This window comes from Paenibacillus sp. FSL R5-0713, from assembly GCF_037973325.1.
In the GTDB taxonomy this organism is placed as follows: domain Bacteria; phylum Bacillota; class Bacilli; order Paenibacillales; family Paenibacillaceae; genus Paenibacillus.
On the sequence record NZ_CP150229.1, the window covers coordinates 5,290,395 to 5,306,361 of the forward strand.

Annotated in this window: 10 protein-coding genes and 2 tRNA genes; 4 read left to right on the plus strand and 8 right to left on the minus strand. The window is 45.8% G+C overall.

Going from position 1 to position 15,967, the window contains the following annotated elements; all coding sequences use genetic code 11:
- Positions 1-105 precede the first annotated feature (105 nt).
- Together tig and MKZ12_RS23600 are read right to left on the minus strand one after the other, a co-directional pair.
- Positions 106-1,446 (minus strand): trigger factor, encoded by a 1,341-nt coding sequence (gene tig / locus MKZ12_RS23595; protein ID WP_339237122.1) that lies wholly within the window; start codon positions 1,444-1,446, stop codon positions 106-108.
- A gap of 138 nt (positions 1,447-1,584) precedes the next feature.
- The gene (locus MKZ12_RS23600) at positions 1,585-2,427 is read right to left on the minus strand and encodes a hypothetical protein (protein WP_339243189.1); all 843 of its coding nucleotides are present in this window, start codon (positions 2,425-2,427) and stop codon (positions 1,585-1,587) included.
- A 327-nt stretch (positions 2,428-2,754) separates the two neighbouring features.
- Between MKZ12_RS23600 and MKZ12_RS23605 the strand changes: the two genes are divergently transcribed.
- Together MKZ12_RS23605 and MKZ12_RS23610 are read left to right on the plus strand one after the other, a co-directional pair.
- Positions 2,755-2,828: transfer RNA gene (locus tag MKZ12_RS23605), tRNA-Arg, on the plus strand.
- A gap of 651 nt (positions 2,829-3,479) precedes the next feature.
- The gene (locus MKZ12_RS23610; RefSeq protein WP_339257048.1) at positions 3,480-4,709 is read left to right on the plus strand and encodes an MFS transporter; all 1,230 of its coding nucleotides are present in this window, start codon (positions 3,480-3,482) and stop codon (positions 4,707-4,709) included.
- Positions 4,710-4,834: 125 nt separating this feature from the next.
- On the opposite strand, the gene MKZ12_RS23615 is transcribed toward MKZ12_RS23610, so the two are convergent.
- The 3 genes from MKZ12_RS23615 to MKZ12_RS23625 all read right to left on the minus strand — a co-directional run bounded on the left by MKZ12_RS23615 (position 4,835) and on the right by MKZ12_RS23625 (position 10,393).
- Positions 4,835-8,794, minus strand: a complete 3,960-nt coding sequence (locus MKZ12_RS23615; protein ID WP_339257050.1) for a S8 family serine peptidase — start codon at positions 8,792-8,794, stop codon at positions 4,835-4,837.
- Between the two features lie 382 nt (positions 8,795-9,176).
- Positions 9,177-9,947, minus strand: a complete 771-nt coding sequence (locus tag MKZ12_RS23620; protein WP_339257052.1) for a class I SAM-dependent methyltransferase — start codon at positions 9,945-9,947, stop codon at positions 9,177-9,179.
- 372 nt (positions 9,948-10,319) lie between these two features.
- A tRNA-Arg gene (locus MKZ12_RS23625) sits at positions 10,320-10,393 on the minus strand.
- 337 nt (positions 10,394-10,730) lie between these two features.
- Here MKZ12_RS23625 and MKZ12_RS23630 point away from each other — a divergent pair.
- Positions 10,731-11,024 (plus strand): DUF4870 domain-containing protein, encoded by a 294-nt coding sequence (locus tag MKZ12_RS23630; protein ID WP_253440343.1) that lies wholly within the window; start codon positions 10,731-10,733, stop codon positions 11,022-11,024.
- A gap of 167 nt (positions 11,025-11,191) precedes the next feature.
- Here MKZ12_RS23630 and MKZ12_RS23635 read toward each other — a convergent pair whose 3' ends face one another.
- Together MKZ12_RS23635 and MKZ12_RS23640 are read right to left on the minus strand one after the other, a co-directional pair.
- A complete protein-coding gene (locus MKZ12_RS23635; protein ID WP_339237134.1) occupies positions 11,192-11,548 on the minus strand; it encodes a hypothetical protein in 357 nt (118 codons plus the stop codon).
- Between the two features lie 31 nt (positions 11,549-11,579).
- On the minus strand, positions 11,580-11,879 hold the full coding sequence (locus MKZ12_RS23640) for a hypothetical protein (protein ID WP_339257055.1): 300 nt from the start codon (positions 11,877-11,879) through the stop codon (positions 11,580-11,582).
- A gap of 193 nt (positions 11,880-12,072) precedes the next feature.
- Between MKZ12_RS23640 and asnB the strand changes: the two genes are divergently transcribed.
- Complete coding sequence (gene asnB / locus MKZ12_RS23645) at positions 12,073-13,917, plus strand: asparagine synthase (glutamine-hydrolyzing) (protein ID WP_339257057.1); 1,845 nt, start codon at positions 12,073-12,075, stop codon at positions 13,915-13,917.
- A gap of 148 nt (positions 13,918-14,065) precedes the next feature.
- Here asnB and MKZ12_RS23650 read toward each other — a convergent pair whose 3' ends face one another.
- A complete protein-coding gene (locus MKZ12_RS23650) occupies positions 14,066-15,763 on the minus strand; it encodes a methyl-accepting chemotaxis protein (RefSeq protein ID WP_339257059.1) in 1,698 nt (565 codons plus the stop codon).
- Between the last annotated feature and the right edge of the window lie 204 nt (positions 15,764-15,967).

Here is a 15,967-nt window from a genome sequence, read left to right on the forward strand (position 1 = left end):
ATTACTTCATTTTCTATAAAATGGATGTAATAATTTAAAAATAAGGCACGCAATAATTCACGTGCCTTATCGTTTATTCAACTGACAAGTTGATCACAGCTTGTCTTATTTTTCGTCAGCTTCTGCAACAACTTCTTCTGCCGGAGCTTCAACCGGTTCAACAACTGTGCTGTTCTCAACAAGAACGTCAATCGTTTTACGCAGTTTCACTTCATCGCGAAGGCTGTCCAGGGAACCATTACCTTCGAGGATGCCACGGATCTCTTCAGCAGGACGCTTGTAAGATTCAGCCATTTTCTCGAGTTCTTGATTCACTTCTTCATCAGATACTTCAATGTTCTCCGCTTTACCTACAGCTTCAAGCACCAGGTTGTTGCGAACACGTTTGGAAGCATCTTCTTGCATTTGTCCTCTCAGGTCAGCTTGAGTCTGGCCAGAGAAGCTCAGGAACATTTCAAGGTTCATACCTTGGTTACGCAGACGGTTGTCGAAATCACGCATCATGTTTTGTACTTCGCTGTCAACCATTGCAGCCGGAATGTCCACTTCAGCGTTCTCAGCCACTTTTTCTACAACTGCATTTTCTTGTGCAGCTTTAGCTTCGTCTGCTTTACGGGATTCCAATTGTGTTTTCAGGTCAGCTTTGTACTCTTCAAGCGTGTCAAATTCGCTAACATCTTTAGCAAACTCATCATCCAATGCAGGAAGCTGTTTGCGCTTGATTTCGTGAATTTTCACTTTGAATACCGCTTGTTTGCCAGCAAGTTCTGCTGCATGGTAGCTCTCTGGGAAAGTCACTTCAACGTCTTTGAAGTCACCTGTGGACAGACCCACAACTTGCTCTTCAAATCCAGGAATGAATGTGTTGGAACCCAGTTCCAGGGAATAACGCTCAGCTTGTCCACCTTCGAAAGGTACGCCATCAACGGAACCGTCGAAGTCGATTACTGCAACGTCGCCGTTAGCAGCGGAACCTTCGTCAAGTACAACGAGTTCAGCGTGACGTTGTTGAAGACGCTCAAGTTCTTCAGTCACGTCTGCTTCAGTTACTTCACCTTTTGCTACAGCAACTTCGATTCCTTTGTACTCACCCAGAGTCACTTCAGGTTTCACAGTTACTTTCGCTTTGAACTTGAATGTTTGTCCTTTAGCGAATTGTTCAACATCTACGTCAGGACGATCAACCGGGAAGATATCCGTTTGGTCGATTGCTTCTGTATAAGCTTCAGGAAGCAAAATGTCGATTGCTTCTTGATAAAGACTCTCTACACCAAAACGTGCTTCGAAGATGGAACGTGGTACTTTACCTTTACGGAATCCAGGTACGTTTGCTTGTTTAACCACTTTATTAAAAGCTTTGTCGAGTGCTGCGGTTACACGATCCGCATCCACTTCAACCTCAAGAACCCCAAGGTTCTTCTCTATCTTTTCCCAAGTTGCTTTCATTGTATACTTTCCCCTCCAAAATTCACATGTTCACGTAGGCAATCACGTACAAAATAACCATTTTAGTATAAACAAGATTAGATTCTTTTTCAAGGGGAATCCCTTGATAGAGTTTAAGGAAAACGTTTCCGGCCTCGATTACCCGTCCAAACCGGCAGATACAAACTGTTTCATGGAACGATAAGCCTGCTCGAGTCGAAAGCGCATCGCCCCTGTCACAGCATACATTGAGCGTGTATTCTCCTCATCATGCGAACCACCTAGACTGTCTGCAACGGTCATATGTAGGGCTGCTGCCCATATATCTGTCATGGAATCATTTTCTTCCAGCATCGATATATAATCGCGGGTTCCATACACCGCCATGACATATTGTATCCACAGTTCCTGGGCAAAGTAAAAGAGCGTAGGTTCGTGAACCTCCGTCTGATCTGCCACTCGTTCCAGAATCTGAACAATTTGAAGCGGGAATTCCTCTGGTTTAAGAGGCACCGTATCGATCTCGACTTCAACCTGCTCTTCGCCTCTCGTAAACTGGATCATACCTTGAACACCTCGGCGACGCAAGGTTTGCAACACCCGAAATTGAAGCAAAGGGTGAAGCGTCTTGTCTTTTAACCAATGGGTTAGTGCCTCGTCAATCTTCGGTAGATCCAGATAGGCCAGCTGCTCCAAGGCCAGCATCGTCTGTTCGGATAGCGGCTCCTCCATTACAGTACGAAGCATCTTATCTGCATATCCATCATCCTGTTCAAGCTTCATTCGAGCATGATGCCGTGCCATGTCATCCTCACTGATCTCTTCTTCCTCTTCCCGTTCTTCAAGAATGGCAGGCGAGGTTTCTTCATATTGAGGGAACGCCGCCTGAAGCCATTCGAGCAGGGCCCGCCATTCATCATAATGGCGCTCTTCCTGTCCCTGACATTGCAGCAAAAAGTGAAGCAATTTCATCGCTTCACCATACCGTTCATTTTCAAGCATAACTGTCAATTGAATCTGGTAATAGTCCAGCGTCTTAGGAAACAGCACAATATTGTTGTTATGCTCGGTTTCCGGGGTCGTGGATTCCTTAATGGGAGCACCTCCTCTATATCCTGAATCTCCAGTTGGAATCAACTTAAATAGATGTATATATTAAAACGAATGTCGATCTATTTTTTGAGTTCTCCTGATATTCTAACATAACCGTAAATATAATGAAAAAAACGTTACTGCCGCCAAATATCATATACGAAAAACAGATTAAAATAAAATGCTTGATATTCCTGTATGCATATGATAAAATCAATTTTGCTTGAAAAAATTCATGTCTCAGTAGCTCAGCTGGATAGAGCAACGCCCTTCTAAGGCGTCGGTCGGGGGTTCGAATCCCTCCTGGGACGTAAAAAAAGAGAACTTCCTTCGGGAAGTTTTTTTGCGTTCTGGGGATGAGAACCCCAACGGTTCGTCGAAGCATTCGCTTCGGTAGCACCACTTCGCAGTCTCGACTGCAAGGAGAGTATCCCTCCTGGGACGTAAAAAAGAGAACTTCCTTCGGGAAGTTTTTTTGCGTTCTGGGGATGAAAACCCCAACGGTTCGTCGGAGCATTCGCTTCGTTACATATCTATGTCCCTTCATCAATATGTTTGCATTAGCTCATTCCATGGGTCACCATTTCTTAATATCGTTGTTAGTATCGAAGATCTAACGAACCTAGGACACTTTATTAGACCCAATTTCAGCATCATGGAGTTCTAACGAATTTTAGAGAGCTTATTTCACCATTCCGGCGGATTAACTCACTCAGATTGCAGTAGATTACTTGATTAACGTTGCTGAGGCTCATTAGAATCTGCGCATAGCGGTTATCCATTACTATAAGACCTCTGCGATTCGTTAGAGGTTTGTCAGCCCATGATCGTCAGAGCTCCGCATTCTTGTGGGTGCTTTTTTCATTTCATTGCTCAATATTGACACGGAATGTTATGCTTGCGAAGTGGATAATGTTACAATCCATACATATCAACTTCATAGAAAACAGGAGATTTTATCAATGTCATCTTCAATACAGCAGCACTCGTCCCTCCATGCCGAGGAAGAACATTCTTCGACATCCAAAAGATTCGGCCTGTTATTAGCAGGCATTATCGTTATCGCCGCTACCATGAGGTCACCGATCACAGCAACCGGACCTGTAGTGGAGATGATTCGCTCAGATACAGGTATCGGCCATACGATGGCCGGGCTTCTGACCTCACTACCTTTGCTCGCCTTTGCAGCAGTCTCTCCTTTTGCACCACGTCTTGCCAAACGGTTAGGACTGGAATCTGCTCTGCTATTGGCTGTTATCATCGTGACCATCGGAGTGGCCTTACGCTTGTTGCCTTCCGTTCTCTCTTTATATACCGGAACCGCAATATTGGGATGTGGCATTGCATTAAGCAACGTGCTTTTGCCAAGTTTGATCAAACGTGATTTTCCATTGCGGGTGGGGATCGTCACCGGGTTATATTCTGTATCCATGAACATATTTGGCGCCATCGCCTCAGGCGTGAGCGTGCCCTTAGCCGGATCTACATCTATGGGTTGGCGCGCTTCGTTAGGTGTGTGGGCCCTGTTGTCCATACTTGCGCTTCTCTTGTGGCTCCCCCAGATCGCAGCAGGACGCAAGCAGATGTTATATGTTACCTCCCAGAGCGAAGGGACACCCGTGCGTCTAAGGACCTCTACACTAGCCTGGTTCATTACTTTATTTATGGGTCTGCAATCTCTAATATTCTATACGACGATTACCTGGCTACCCGAAATTCTCGCTGAGCAAGGGTTCAGCCCCACTTCAGCAGGGTGGATGCTCTCCTTGATGCAGATGGTTAGTGTACCGGCTACCTTTATCGTTCCGATCCTGGCCGGCCGAACGCAGAATCAGCGTGTTCTAACCACGATAACGTGCTCTTCATTAATTGTCGGGTATGCATTATTGCTAAGTGGCATCGCTTCGCTCGTTACCATCGGTGTCACATTGGCTGGAATCGGTGCCGGAGCTTCGTTTGGACTGGTAACCATGTTCTTCGTCCTTCGCTCAAAAGATGCCAGACAAGCTGCCAGCCTGTCCGGTATGGCCCAGTCCTTCGGATATATGCTGGCGGCAGTGGGACCTCTACTGTTCGGCATGCTTCATGACTGGACAAAAGGATGGACCCTTCCGTTGCTCATTCAGGTCATTCTGGCCATTGCTTTATTAATCGCAGGGCTTCAAGCCAGTAAAAATCGGATGATCGGTTAGTCATACCATTCATTAACAAAAAATAAATTAAAACAAAACGGCCTCTATCCTCGAAAATCAGGATGGAGGCCGTTTATGCTAGAACCATTCCTTCATTAAATTACTCAGTTTCAATGAGGAAGAACTCACTTCACTTTTACCTTAATCGTGTCTGTGCTGGTAACTCCAGCTGCGTTAATTAACTCGGCCCGATACGTATACGTACCCGATGCTTTGCCGGACAGTTTAGTCACAGCACTTTGCGCAAGAGGTGATACCGCACGGAGTTCTTGCGTGTCGATCAACTTATCATTCTCATAGAGACGATACTCGGTAGCATTGGTCCCCCACCATAGGTTCATGGTCACCTTATAATTGCCATCGCCGTCCCAGTTATCCTGAGATAGAACTGCTTTGCCTGGCGCTGCGTTGGTAACCTTAACAGTCAACGTCTGACTCCGCGTTGTTCCCTTGTCGTTAGTGAGCTCAGCCACGTACGTATATGTGCCATTGGCTTTGCCTGTGATTTTCGTCTGAGCAAACTGCGCCCAAGGCGCGTTGTAAGTCAACTTCTGCGTATCAATTAGAACCCCGTCCTCATATAACTTGTAGCTAGTTCCGTTCTCGCCCCACCATAGGTTCATGGAAACGATATACGAACCCTCCGGCAGGCCGTTACCTATCCAGTTATTGTGAGACAATACAGGTGTACCCGGAGCCTTGGTAGCTGGAGTTTCAGGTTCGGTCTCCACAGCTTCCAACTTCAGTACCGTATTGGCTTTACCCGAAAGCCCCTGTTGGTCTTTTACCGTAAGTTCAACGGCATACTCACCTGCTTCTATTCCTTCCAAAGGAAGGCTAAAGGTGCCATCAGCTTGTACCTCAAAGCCTCCCTCTTTATAAACCGAACCATCCTCTTTACTCACAACATACGTTGCTTCCAGGGAAGCTGCCGCATCAAAAGCAATGTCCCATCCGCTGGCAAGCGCAGGCGCAACACGGAAGTACAAATCTTCCACGCTACCATTAAGGACAGCAGACTCATCCGCTTTGAACTCCAATGTTTCTGGTGCAGTTACAGCCGGAGCTGTCTTTTTCACCAAAAATGGCGAAGTGTCTTCCTTATAGGTTTTGCCGTCCGTTCCAATAGTAGTGATATCAACGGTGTATAAACCATCCGGAATCTCTGTCACTTCATCGGTTGTGTAATCCGCATATGTGCCATCCCAGGCAAGATTATATCTTGCGTTAGCATTGAAATTATAATAGTTACCGAAGATGGAGCCGATATAACCATCTTGATAATATCCACCTTCCGGATTAAGACCATCAAAAATCTCAATCAGGGCGAATGTCATCGGATTGTAGAATTCCATCGCTACATTAAGCGTATCCAACGTACCATCAGCCTTCAATGGATAGTGGAAAGGATTTTTTTCAGTGCCTTTTACGGTTTCAATATATTTAACTCCACTCAACGTAACGTTGAAATGAGCAACATATGGCACAGTAAATGTATTGGTTCCGTTCGAGAACTCAATGTATCCTTGTGCTTCTGTAGTCGCAGTAACCCCTCGTGGAACGGTAATTGTCACTGCAAGTTCTTCCTCACCATTCAGTGTGAAGGAACTCTTGTCTACCGCAACGGATACACCAGCAACATTACGAGTTGGATTCACATTTACAGTGTAATCCCCTCCACTGCCATTCCGCGCTTCAACTTTAATCGTTTTGGTAATCGTCTTTTCATCTGTGCTCAGGAAATTACCGTAGTTGATGCTTCCGGTGATATTCTCCTTTTCAACAACAGCGCCACTTTCGGTATATTGAGTTACATCAAGCACTTTGACAAAAGCAGCAGGATCAATAGTATTCACTGCTTGAATACGGCCAGCACCTTGATCAAATACATCAAATTGGGTTGTATCCAACACTTTACTATTGTTCATCAGCGCAACTTTGATATCAAATGGCGTCCAGTCCGGATGCTTCTCAATCAACAGTGCAATCAATCCTGCTACATGAGGTGTAGCCATACTTGTACCTGATTTACGGTCATAAGCTTGTGCGTAATCTGCGTCTGGCTCATCCTTGCCGTAGGCAGGAATCGTAGACAGAATGCTTGTACCTGGTGCAACAATATCCGGTTTGATGTCCAGTGTTACCTTGGCAGGTCCGCGTGAACTGGATGAATTCATTTCATCACCCGGCGTTTGGCTGCGTTCAAAATCACTAAAGCTCACTTCAACGGCTTGGCCTGCGTCCAACTCAGCCTTGATAACCTCTCCATCTTCCTTGGACATGCTCAGTGTTGGAATGAGTTCAAAGTTATCGCCCAGACTTACACCGATTGGGCCCGGAATGTTGTTATATACAATAACAGCCACGGCTCCAGCCGCTTTGGCATTGGCGATTTTCTCTACAAATGCGAGTTCACCACGTTGTATTAATGCTACTTTGCCTGTAAAATCCTTACCTTCAAAATCAGTGGGCTTACCCAGTGCTGCAAATTCAAGCTCATATTTCCCAGTCAAAACAGTCTCAGGGTCTGCTGACAGGCTCCATCCCATCACATCCAAACGGTAAACCGACTCTGTAACAGCCATTGGAGCTTCAGTTGGAGCAATTACAGGCTCTTCTTCCACAGGAGCAGCTTCAGGAGAAGCTTCAACTGGTGCAGAAGGTGATGCAGATGGCGTATTTTCTTCAGTTGCAGCCTCTTCTACATTCGAAACTCCAGCTTCGTCAGAAACGACATCCTCCACAGCTGCTGCACTATCTTCAGTAGCAGTTGCGGGTACACCTTGCTCCGAACCTTCAGGCTCTTCTGTTTCAGATGCCGTCCCCAGTTCAGGAGATGATTCAACCTCTGGCACCGGTTGTTGCTCAGGCAGAGTCTCTTCGCCTTCCTCACCAATCCAGAAGTGAGTATCCGCTGTAATAAGCTGGCTAGGGCCCGTGGAGTTACCTACAGTGATGGCCATGGCAGATGCCCCCGGAGAACCGAGTGTATAGCGGTTCGGTCCGTCATTGCCACTGGCAACTACTGCTGTCACACCAGACAGCATCGCATTATTCAGGGCTACCGAGGTAATATAACTTGGATCGTTAGCGGCATTCCCCAAAGAGAGATTAATTATATCCATGCCATCTTCAACGGAACGATCAATTCCGCCGAGCACCCATGAGGTTTGACCACTACCATACGGCCCAAGTACACGGTATGCATAGATATCTGCTTCAGGAGCAACGCCAACAATCCCGTAATCCCCTGCTTCACGAGCAGCAATGGTACCAGCTACGTGCGTACCGTGGGATGTGTAAAAGGCACTTCCCCTTTCGTTAAACTCAGGTTCCCCTGAACTTTTCCATTCCTGATATGTCGCTTCATACGGATCATTGTCGTTACCAACAAAGTCCCATCCGCCTTTGTAAGCTTCCTGCAAATTAGGATGCTCATAGTCAATCCCTGTATCGATGACACCCACTTTGATGCCATTTCCTTTGTAACCTAGATCCCATACTTCAGGTGCACCAATAAAAGGCGCCGTGTCTTTCATGTACGGGTTCACTTCATCGGTCTCAGGCGCTATTGTAACTTCAAGGTCAGGATATACGCTGACCACGCCAGGTATTTGAAGCAATTGTCCCACTTGGTTTCCTTTAAGCTCAATCGCTACACCATTTAGGGCATATGCATACTCTTCCAATACTTCATGTTTGATTTTCTTCTGAGTGAGGCTATGTACAAATGACTGTTGTTGTTGCTCAACTTGAGTCACAGCCTTTGTTTCCATAGAGGAGGTAAAAGATTTTCCGGAGAGGGTTGATTCACCTTGCGCTACTGCAACAGGTTTATTGGAAAGCTCAACGATCACTCGGGTGTTCTCTCCACCCAGCCCTTCCAGGCTTTTATCCAAAAATGGATCTGCGGCAAGTTTGGCTTCCCGTCCTGCAAGAATTTCTCTCCATTGTTTGGCTTCGGCTGTACTCGGTAAGTTTTCAAGCTGAATAAATGAATCTGCGGGAGCGGCTCCAGCCGCGGGGAGAATAATGGAAAAGACCATCAGAACACTTAATAACGTGGATATCAATCGTTTACTCAAGGCTTTGCCCCTCCTTTTAAATGTGAATACCTCACCAAATGATGGGTTCCTGCTGTTTGTGCGTACTGCAATACGCACTCCAATTTCACCACCTATCTGCAAGAAGATTGACCCTTGGTAAATTATTCTATCAAAATACCACATTTTCCTTCTAAATACTTACATAAATGATATAAAAATTACTTATATGGGTCTTGAGTATGATAAAAATATCTACTTGTAATTATTTGTCGTTCGAATATTTTATTTTTAAAATAATGCATTAAAAAAAAGACCAAGCGCCTCTTTGTCAGCAAGAGAATCTTGGTATATGGTAAAGTTATTTAGTGTACAAAGCATAAAATCAATTCGGTTAACATCGATAACTATCACAAAATCAACTTCATTCCGGCTTCACGGCTTCAATACGCAGACGCTTGTAATCTGCATACAAAGCATCACTCTCCCAAAGTTTAGGCACCACGATCTGACTGGTTTCATGGCATATTTGTTGTATCTCATCATGACTGAAACCTTCAAAATAGTCTCCTCCAAAATGAGCCAACCATCCTACTATACCCTGCTCACCATCTTCCAATCTGGTAGGACGGTCATAGTGATAGGCATGACGTACCAGAAATCCGCCTTGTTCCAAAATATAGCTATATTCTCCGATCGACGGAAAATACCAAGGATTACGTTCAGAAGCACGAATGCCCGTGTTTCGCTCGATAACCTCTTCCAAGGCATTCACGATAGTCTGCACGTTCCCTTTACCACCGAATTCTGCTACAAATCGCCCTCCGGGCTTCAAAGATTTCCATATACTGTCCGCCACTAATCTCGGACTTCGCATCCAGTGCAAGGCAGCATTGGAGAAGACGGCATCATACTGTCTATTCGTCTCAAACTGATGACCGTCTCCTTCCACGAACTCAATTTCAGAGAATTTCTCCCTCGCACGGCGAATCATGTCCGGCGATGCATCCATACCAACAACTTCAGCTTCGGCGAGAGAAATTTCGTACGTCAAATCCCCCGTACCGCAACCCAGATCAAGAATGTATTCCCCTTTTTGAGGTTGAAGCCAAGAGATCAGGTTTTTGCCATATTCGGAGACAAAAGCCAGTTTGTTGTCATAGTCATCTGCTTGCCATTGATTTATTGATTTCATGGATACCACCGTCGCTTCCGTTATTGATATCCTCATTGTGGCACAGAATTGTTTATTATTTAAATATATAAATTCTATATTGTTTATAGGTATAACCAATAAATGAATTCAGGAGGGATACTCTCCTTCCAGTCGAGACTGCGAAGTGGCGCTAACGAAGCGAATGCTCCGACGAACCTTCGGGGTTCTCTTCTCCTGAACGCAAAAAAACTTCCCGAAGGAAGTTTTCTTTTTTTACGTCCCAGGAGGGATACTCTCCTTCCAGTCGAGACTGCGAAGTGGTGCTAACGAAGCGAATGCTCCGACGAACCATCGGGGTTCTCTTCCCCTGAACGCAAAAAAAAACTTCCCGAAGGAAGTTATCTTTTTTTACGTCCCAGGAGGGATTCGAACCCCCGACCGACGCCTTAGAAGGGCGTTGCTCTATCCAGCTGAGCTACTGAGACAAATATGTATTATAAATTTTCGGCGCGGTTCTTATTATACTCTGATTTCTATATTTTTCAATAGTTTTATAAAAAAATTAATAATTATACTTCAATGCGAGTTCCACAGGCATCCTTCGTAATCAAATTCGGAATTTTTGAACAACCTTTCTAAATGTACTTTCGGTATTATTCTCATACTCCATTCCCTTTAAGAATATGATTGCTTGAACCAGGTTATATTGAGGAGATGGGGACATTTAGAGCAAGATTAACATAAGACATGTTCAATGTTAGAATTGCTGGGTAATCTTTTGCATACATACATTTCAATGATGCATTGAAGGAGAGAATCGTCATGAGACAACTTTTATCAGCCCTATCCTACTTTAGTATTTTCTTTGCCCCGTTCCTGTTTCCAATCATCGTATGGATTGTTGCCAAGGATGCTTACATTGAGGGACATGCAAAACGCGCCTTATTCTCACATGTATTCCCCTTTCTTGCTGCCATCCCGCTATTTTATTTCTTCGTGACTGCACATAGTTTGGGTTCAGCCGTCGGCTTTGTCGTTCTATTCTTTGTGATCTACGGATTAAGCTTTGTATATAACGTGGTCAAAGGGATTCAAGTGCTGCGTGAGTACGCTTGATCACCTATCCGCCCGGACTGACTTGCATAACAAAACCCCGCTGTTTATTAACAGCGGGGTTTTCCAGTTGCAGCTGTGGTTAGAACAATTCGTTTACTATCGATGTATGCTCGACATGAAACTCCTATTCTGCCATCCATCAATCCAACTCATACAAACCTTCCCAGTTAAGCCTTTCCGATTAGATAACGCTGAAGCGTTGGACCAAGCAAACCAAAGGCAAACAACTCATTTTGAAACTGAGCCTTATCTTCCTCCACCGTCATACCTTCGCTGTTCTCAAAGGCGGTTTCTGTCGCCTCTTCAAATGCGGTGTGCATATTATTGTTATACCAGTCGATCGCTGAATCAGAGTGATTGCGTACAATCCGAACGACTTCCAGTGAATTTCCAGGTTGAGTAGAGGCCACGTATACAAGTAATGACGGATCTCCGGCATTTCCAGGTTGTACTTCCACTTCTGCACAAGATAATCCATCTACCTCGGTTAATCTGCGTATTTTAGCATCTTGAATGGCATACATTGCTCATCGCGCTCCTTTTCTTTTGTGCTTATCATGTCGTTTGTTCAATCTGGTATCGTGTCTCCGGTGTGCCTAATCGGTAAATCTCCCGATACACCTGCTGTAATATCGTTTCATACGCCCGGTTTACGGACTCCTCCGGTGTATCTGGCAATGGGAACACCATGCCAGGAAAGGCCTCTTCCTCCTTTTCCTGCATGAGGCTCAGCAGTCCCAGTAAGTGCTCCGCTTCCTGCGGCGTTGCCTGAATGATCCATTCATACGATGTTACCGACGGATCCGGAATAACGGAGCGGCCCATGACAGACACATAATACTTCATACTGTCCATTGCACGTTCTCTCCTTCACAGGCATGTTTAGGTCGTTGTCCCTAGAACTAGTTTCCGAAGAGGACAGACATTTTATGCCTGCTTTCGGCATATATTTGTTACGACCTCTGACGAAAAAGACAACATTTGCTGGTTGCCCGTAATTAAGCAGCCATACGGATGAATGACTCGACCAAGAAAGGATGAACAAACCATGTGCGGTATTACCGGCTTCATACAGTGGAATCGGGATCTGACCCAGGAATCAGAGCTGCTGGTCCGTATGACGGATAGCTTGTCGAACCGGGGACCCGACGCTTCAGGTACATGGATCTCCAATCCTTGTGCCTTTGGACATCGGCGTCTTAGTGTAATGGACCCCGAGAACGGGGCACAGCCCATGCATGCGTTACAGGGAGATACCTCCTATACCGTCGTGTATAACGGAGAACTATACAATGCACCCGAGTTGAAAAAGGAATTGCTCCAGCGGGGGCATCCGTTCCGCACGCAATGTGATACGGAAGTGTTGCTCGCCTCTTATATCGAGTGGGGACCGGCATGCGTTGACCGGTTTAACGGTATTTTCGCTTTTGCCATATGGGATGGGGGACGCGAACAGGTTTTTATGGCACGAGATCGCCTTGGCGTGAAACCTCTGTTCTACAGTAATGCCAAAGACACACTCGTATTCGGCTCAGAGCCCAAAGCTCTGCTCATTCATCCAGATGTAGAAGCCGCGGTTGGCCCGGAAGGGTTGGCCGAAGTGTTTATTGTAGGACCTGCGCGGACACCAGGACACGGTGTATACTCTTCACTGAGTGAACTCAAGCCTGGGCACGCACTGATCTACAACCGAAACGGGATCCGAACCTATGCCTACTGGAAACTGGAAAGCCTGCATCACGAACATAATCTGGAAGAGACAGCAGCCGAAGTGCGAACACTCTTGCAAGATACACTGGAGCGCCAGTTGGCTTCGGATGTCCCAGTATGCTCTCTTTTATCAGGAGGACTGGACTCCAGTGCCTTGTCTGCTTTAGCCGTGGATTATTACAACCGGACCGGGCAAGGCCAAGTCAGTACGTATTCTGTCGATTATGTGGATAACGCCAAGCATTTCCAGGCGCATTCCTTTCAGCCAGGTGCAGATGGCCCCTGGATTAAACGAATGGTAGATGAACTCAAGACCGATCATCACTGGATTGAGATTGAGAACGGAGAGCTGGTTCATGCCCTGACACAGGCTATGCTAGTAAGGGATTTGCCGGGCATGGCAGATGTAGACTCCTCGCTCTATCTGTTCTGTAAAGAAATCAAAAAAGGGGCCACGGTTGCCATTTCAGGCGAAGCAGCGGATGAAGTGTTTGGCGGTTACCCCTGGTTCCATCGAGAAGATATGCTGAACTCCGGTACGTTCCCGTGGTCTGTAGCACCTGACATGAGAGCAGCGCTATTATCCCCGGATATTCGGGAATGGATTCGGCCACTCGACTATTTGGCAGACCGCTATTCCGATGCAGTGGCTGAAGTGCCTCTTCTGGATGGGGAAACGGGTAAAGATGCACAAATGCGGGTGATGTCCTACCTGAACATTACACGTTTCATGCCTACACTTCTGGATCGCAAAGATCGGATGAGTATGGGGGCAGGATTGGAAGTGCGGGTTCCATACTGTGACCATCGCCTGATTCAATATGTATTCAATATCCCTTGGGAGATGAAAATAACGGGCGGGCGGGAAAAAGGTATTCTGCGCAAAGCACTCGAAGGTGTCCTGCCTGATGATGTGTTATATCGCAAAAAGAGTCCTTACCCGAAAACACATAATCCGCAATATCTGGCCGCGGTTAAACAACAGGTCCTTGACATACTGGACGATCCAACCTCGCCAATTTTGCCTTTGATCGACAAAGCCCAAATTCGCAACTTAGCTTCTTCTCCAGATGCCGCATCCAATCTCCCATGGTTCGGACAATTAATGTCTGGTCCACAACTGTTCGCCTATCTAACGCAGATCAATACCTGGTTGCGGGCGTATAAAGTCGCTATTCGTTAACCTGTCTTATCTTGCAGCACATGGTTCTAGATCAAGACCAAAAAGGGTGCCCAGACAGCAGTTAGCTGTACGGACACCCTTTATTATGTGAGAGGCTACTTAAGCCTACGCCCAACCTTTCACCCACACTTTACTCTTAAGCCGGAATTTATTGAACTTTAAATTGACGGACAGTCTGTTGCAACTGCTCTGCCATGGACGAGAGATCATTGGCTGCGGAAGCGATCTCCTGCATTGCAGACAACTGTTCCTCTGAAGAAGCACTCACCTCTTCCGTTCCCGCTGCTCCACTTTCCGTCACTTCCATAATGGTTTTCATGGAAATACTAATCTGCTCTACACCTGCTGACATCTGCTCGATTGAAGCAGAGACTTCTTGTGTTTGACCCGCTACATTACCAACTGCTTCCCGAATTTCATTAAATGTAGCACCTGCCTGGTGAACAAGTTCAATTCCCTCTTGCACCTCTGCCGTCACTACACTCATGGATTGAGCAGCGTTCCGCATCCCTTTCTCCATGGAGGCTACCAAAGGCACAATCTGTTCCGCTGAACGTGCTGATTGTTCAGATAATTTACGAACCTCTGTGGCAACAACCTGGAACCCTCTCCCATGTTCACCAGCTCTAGCGGCCTCAATGGCAGCGTTAAGGGATAAAAGATTGGTCTGGGCTGATATTTCAGAGATGCTCTCCACCATTTTCACAATATCCCGAGAATGTCTGCTCAATTCTTCGATAACTGCCGACAGACCTGAGACCGTATCATGTATGGAATTCATCTGTCCTACAGCGGATTCAACGGACTCACTGCCAGATACCGTCTTCGCTGAAACTTTCGTCGCTTCCTCTGACATATTTAAGGTGTTCACCGTAACCTGCTGAAAACCTGTCGTCAACTCAGTCATCGTCTGGAATCCGTCACTGACCATACGTACCTGGGTATCCATTCCCGTCGCAATCTCCCCCATCGTGATGGCCACTTGTTCCGTGGCGGTGGATGTCTGCTCCGTACTTGCGGTCAGTTCTTCGGAAGAAGCAGCTACGTGTTCTGCGCTATTCCCAACCTGATGAATAAGTGTACGCAGATTCCCGGACATGATGTTGAAGGCTTGGGCCAGATCACCAATCTCATCCTTGTTACGAACTGTAATAGGTTCACCAGTCAGATCCCCTTCCGCAATGCGACTTGCGGCTTGAGCAACTGCAGCGACAGGCAGGGAGATCAGTCTGCCTATGATGAACGCAACGAGTGTTCCAATGAGAATGGAAGCGACCCCAATAATAGTAATCCAACGAAGAACTTGAGCAATCTGAAGATTGGCATTCACAACGCCAGCATCCATGGAGTCTTGTTGATGTTTCTCCATATTATTGACAATGGCTTCAAACTCACCGATCAGAGCTGGAGCCGTATCCTGCATTAGTCTCGAGATCTCGCTGTTATTCCCCTGTCTTGTCAGTGTCATAATATTCTTGGCAAATTGATGATACTTACTCATCGCTTCATCTGATTGGGTGAGGTAGTCTTTCATGCTCTGACTTGTAACCGTTGATTGTAACTCCTTGCTTAACGCTATGTAGTCTTCATATGCCTTATTGAATTCATCCTCGTTAACCTCATTGTCTTCCATCACAAAATTCCTCAAAGCAATCTGCTGTGTTTTAAGATCTATCGTCATATTTTTGATGAGCAATAGTTTACTTGTTCTATTATTAATTAATTCTGTATACGTTTTCTCAATGGATACAAATTGGGTATACGCTATAACCGTTACAGCCACCAGTAATAACAGTACCGATGAGAAACCCATAAGTAACTTGCGGCTAATTGATATTCTTTTCATGTCTATTCCCCCGAGATTCAAATAACGTGCGCGTTTCCCCGACATCGGTCCCCCTTCCTCAGATTAACGGAAATAAGACTTTAGGCCTATAAATAGATACATATACAGATTGTATGTATAAATACTATTCGAAACAGGTCTTTTTTCCTATTTATATTAACCCAAAAAACACAGAATTTGAATCATAAACCCGGAAAATATTTC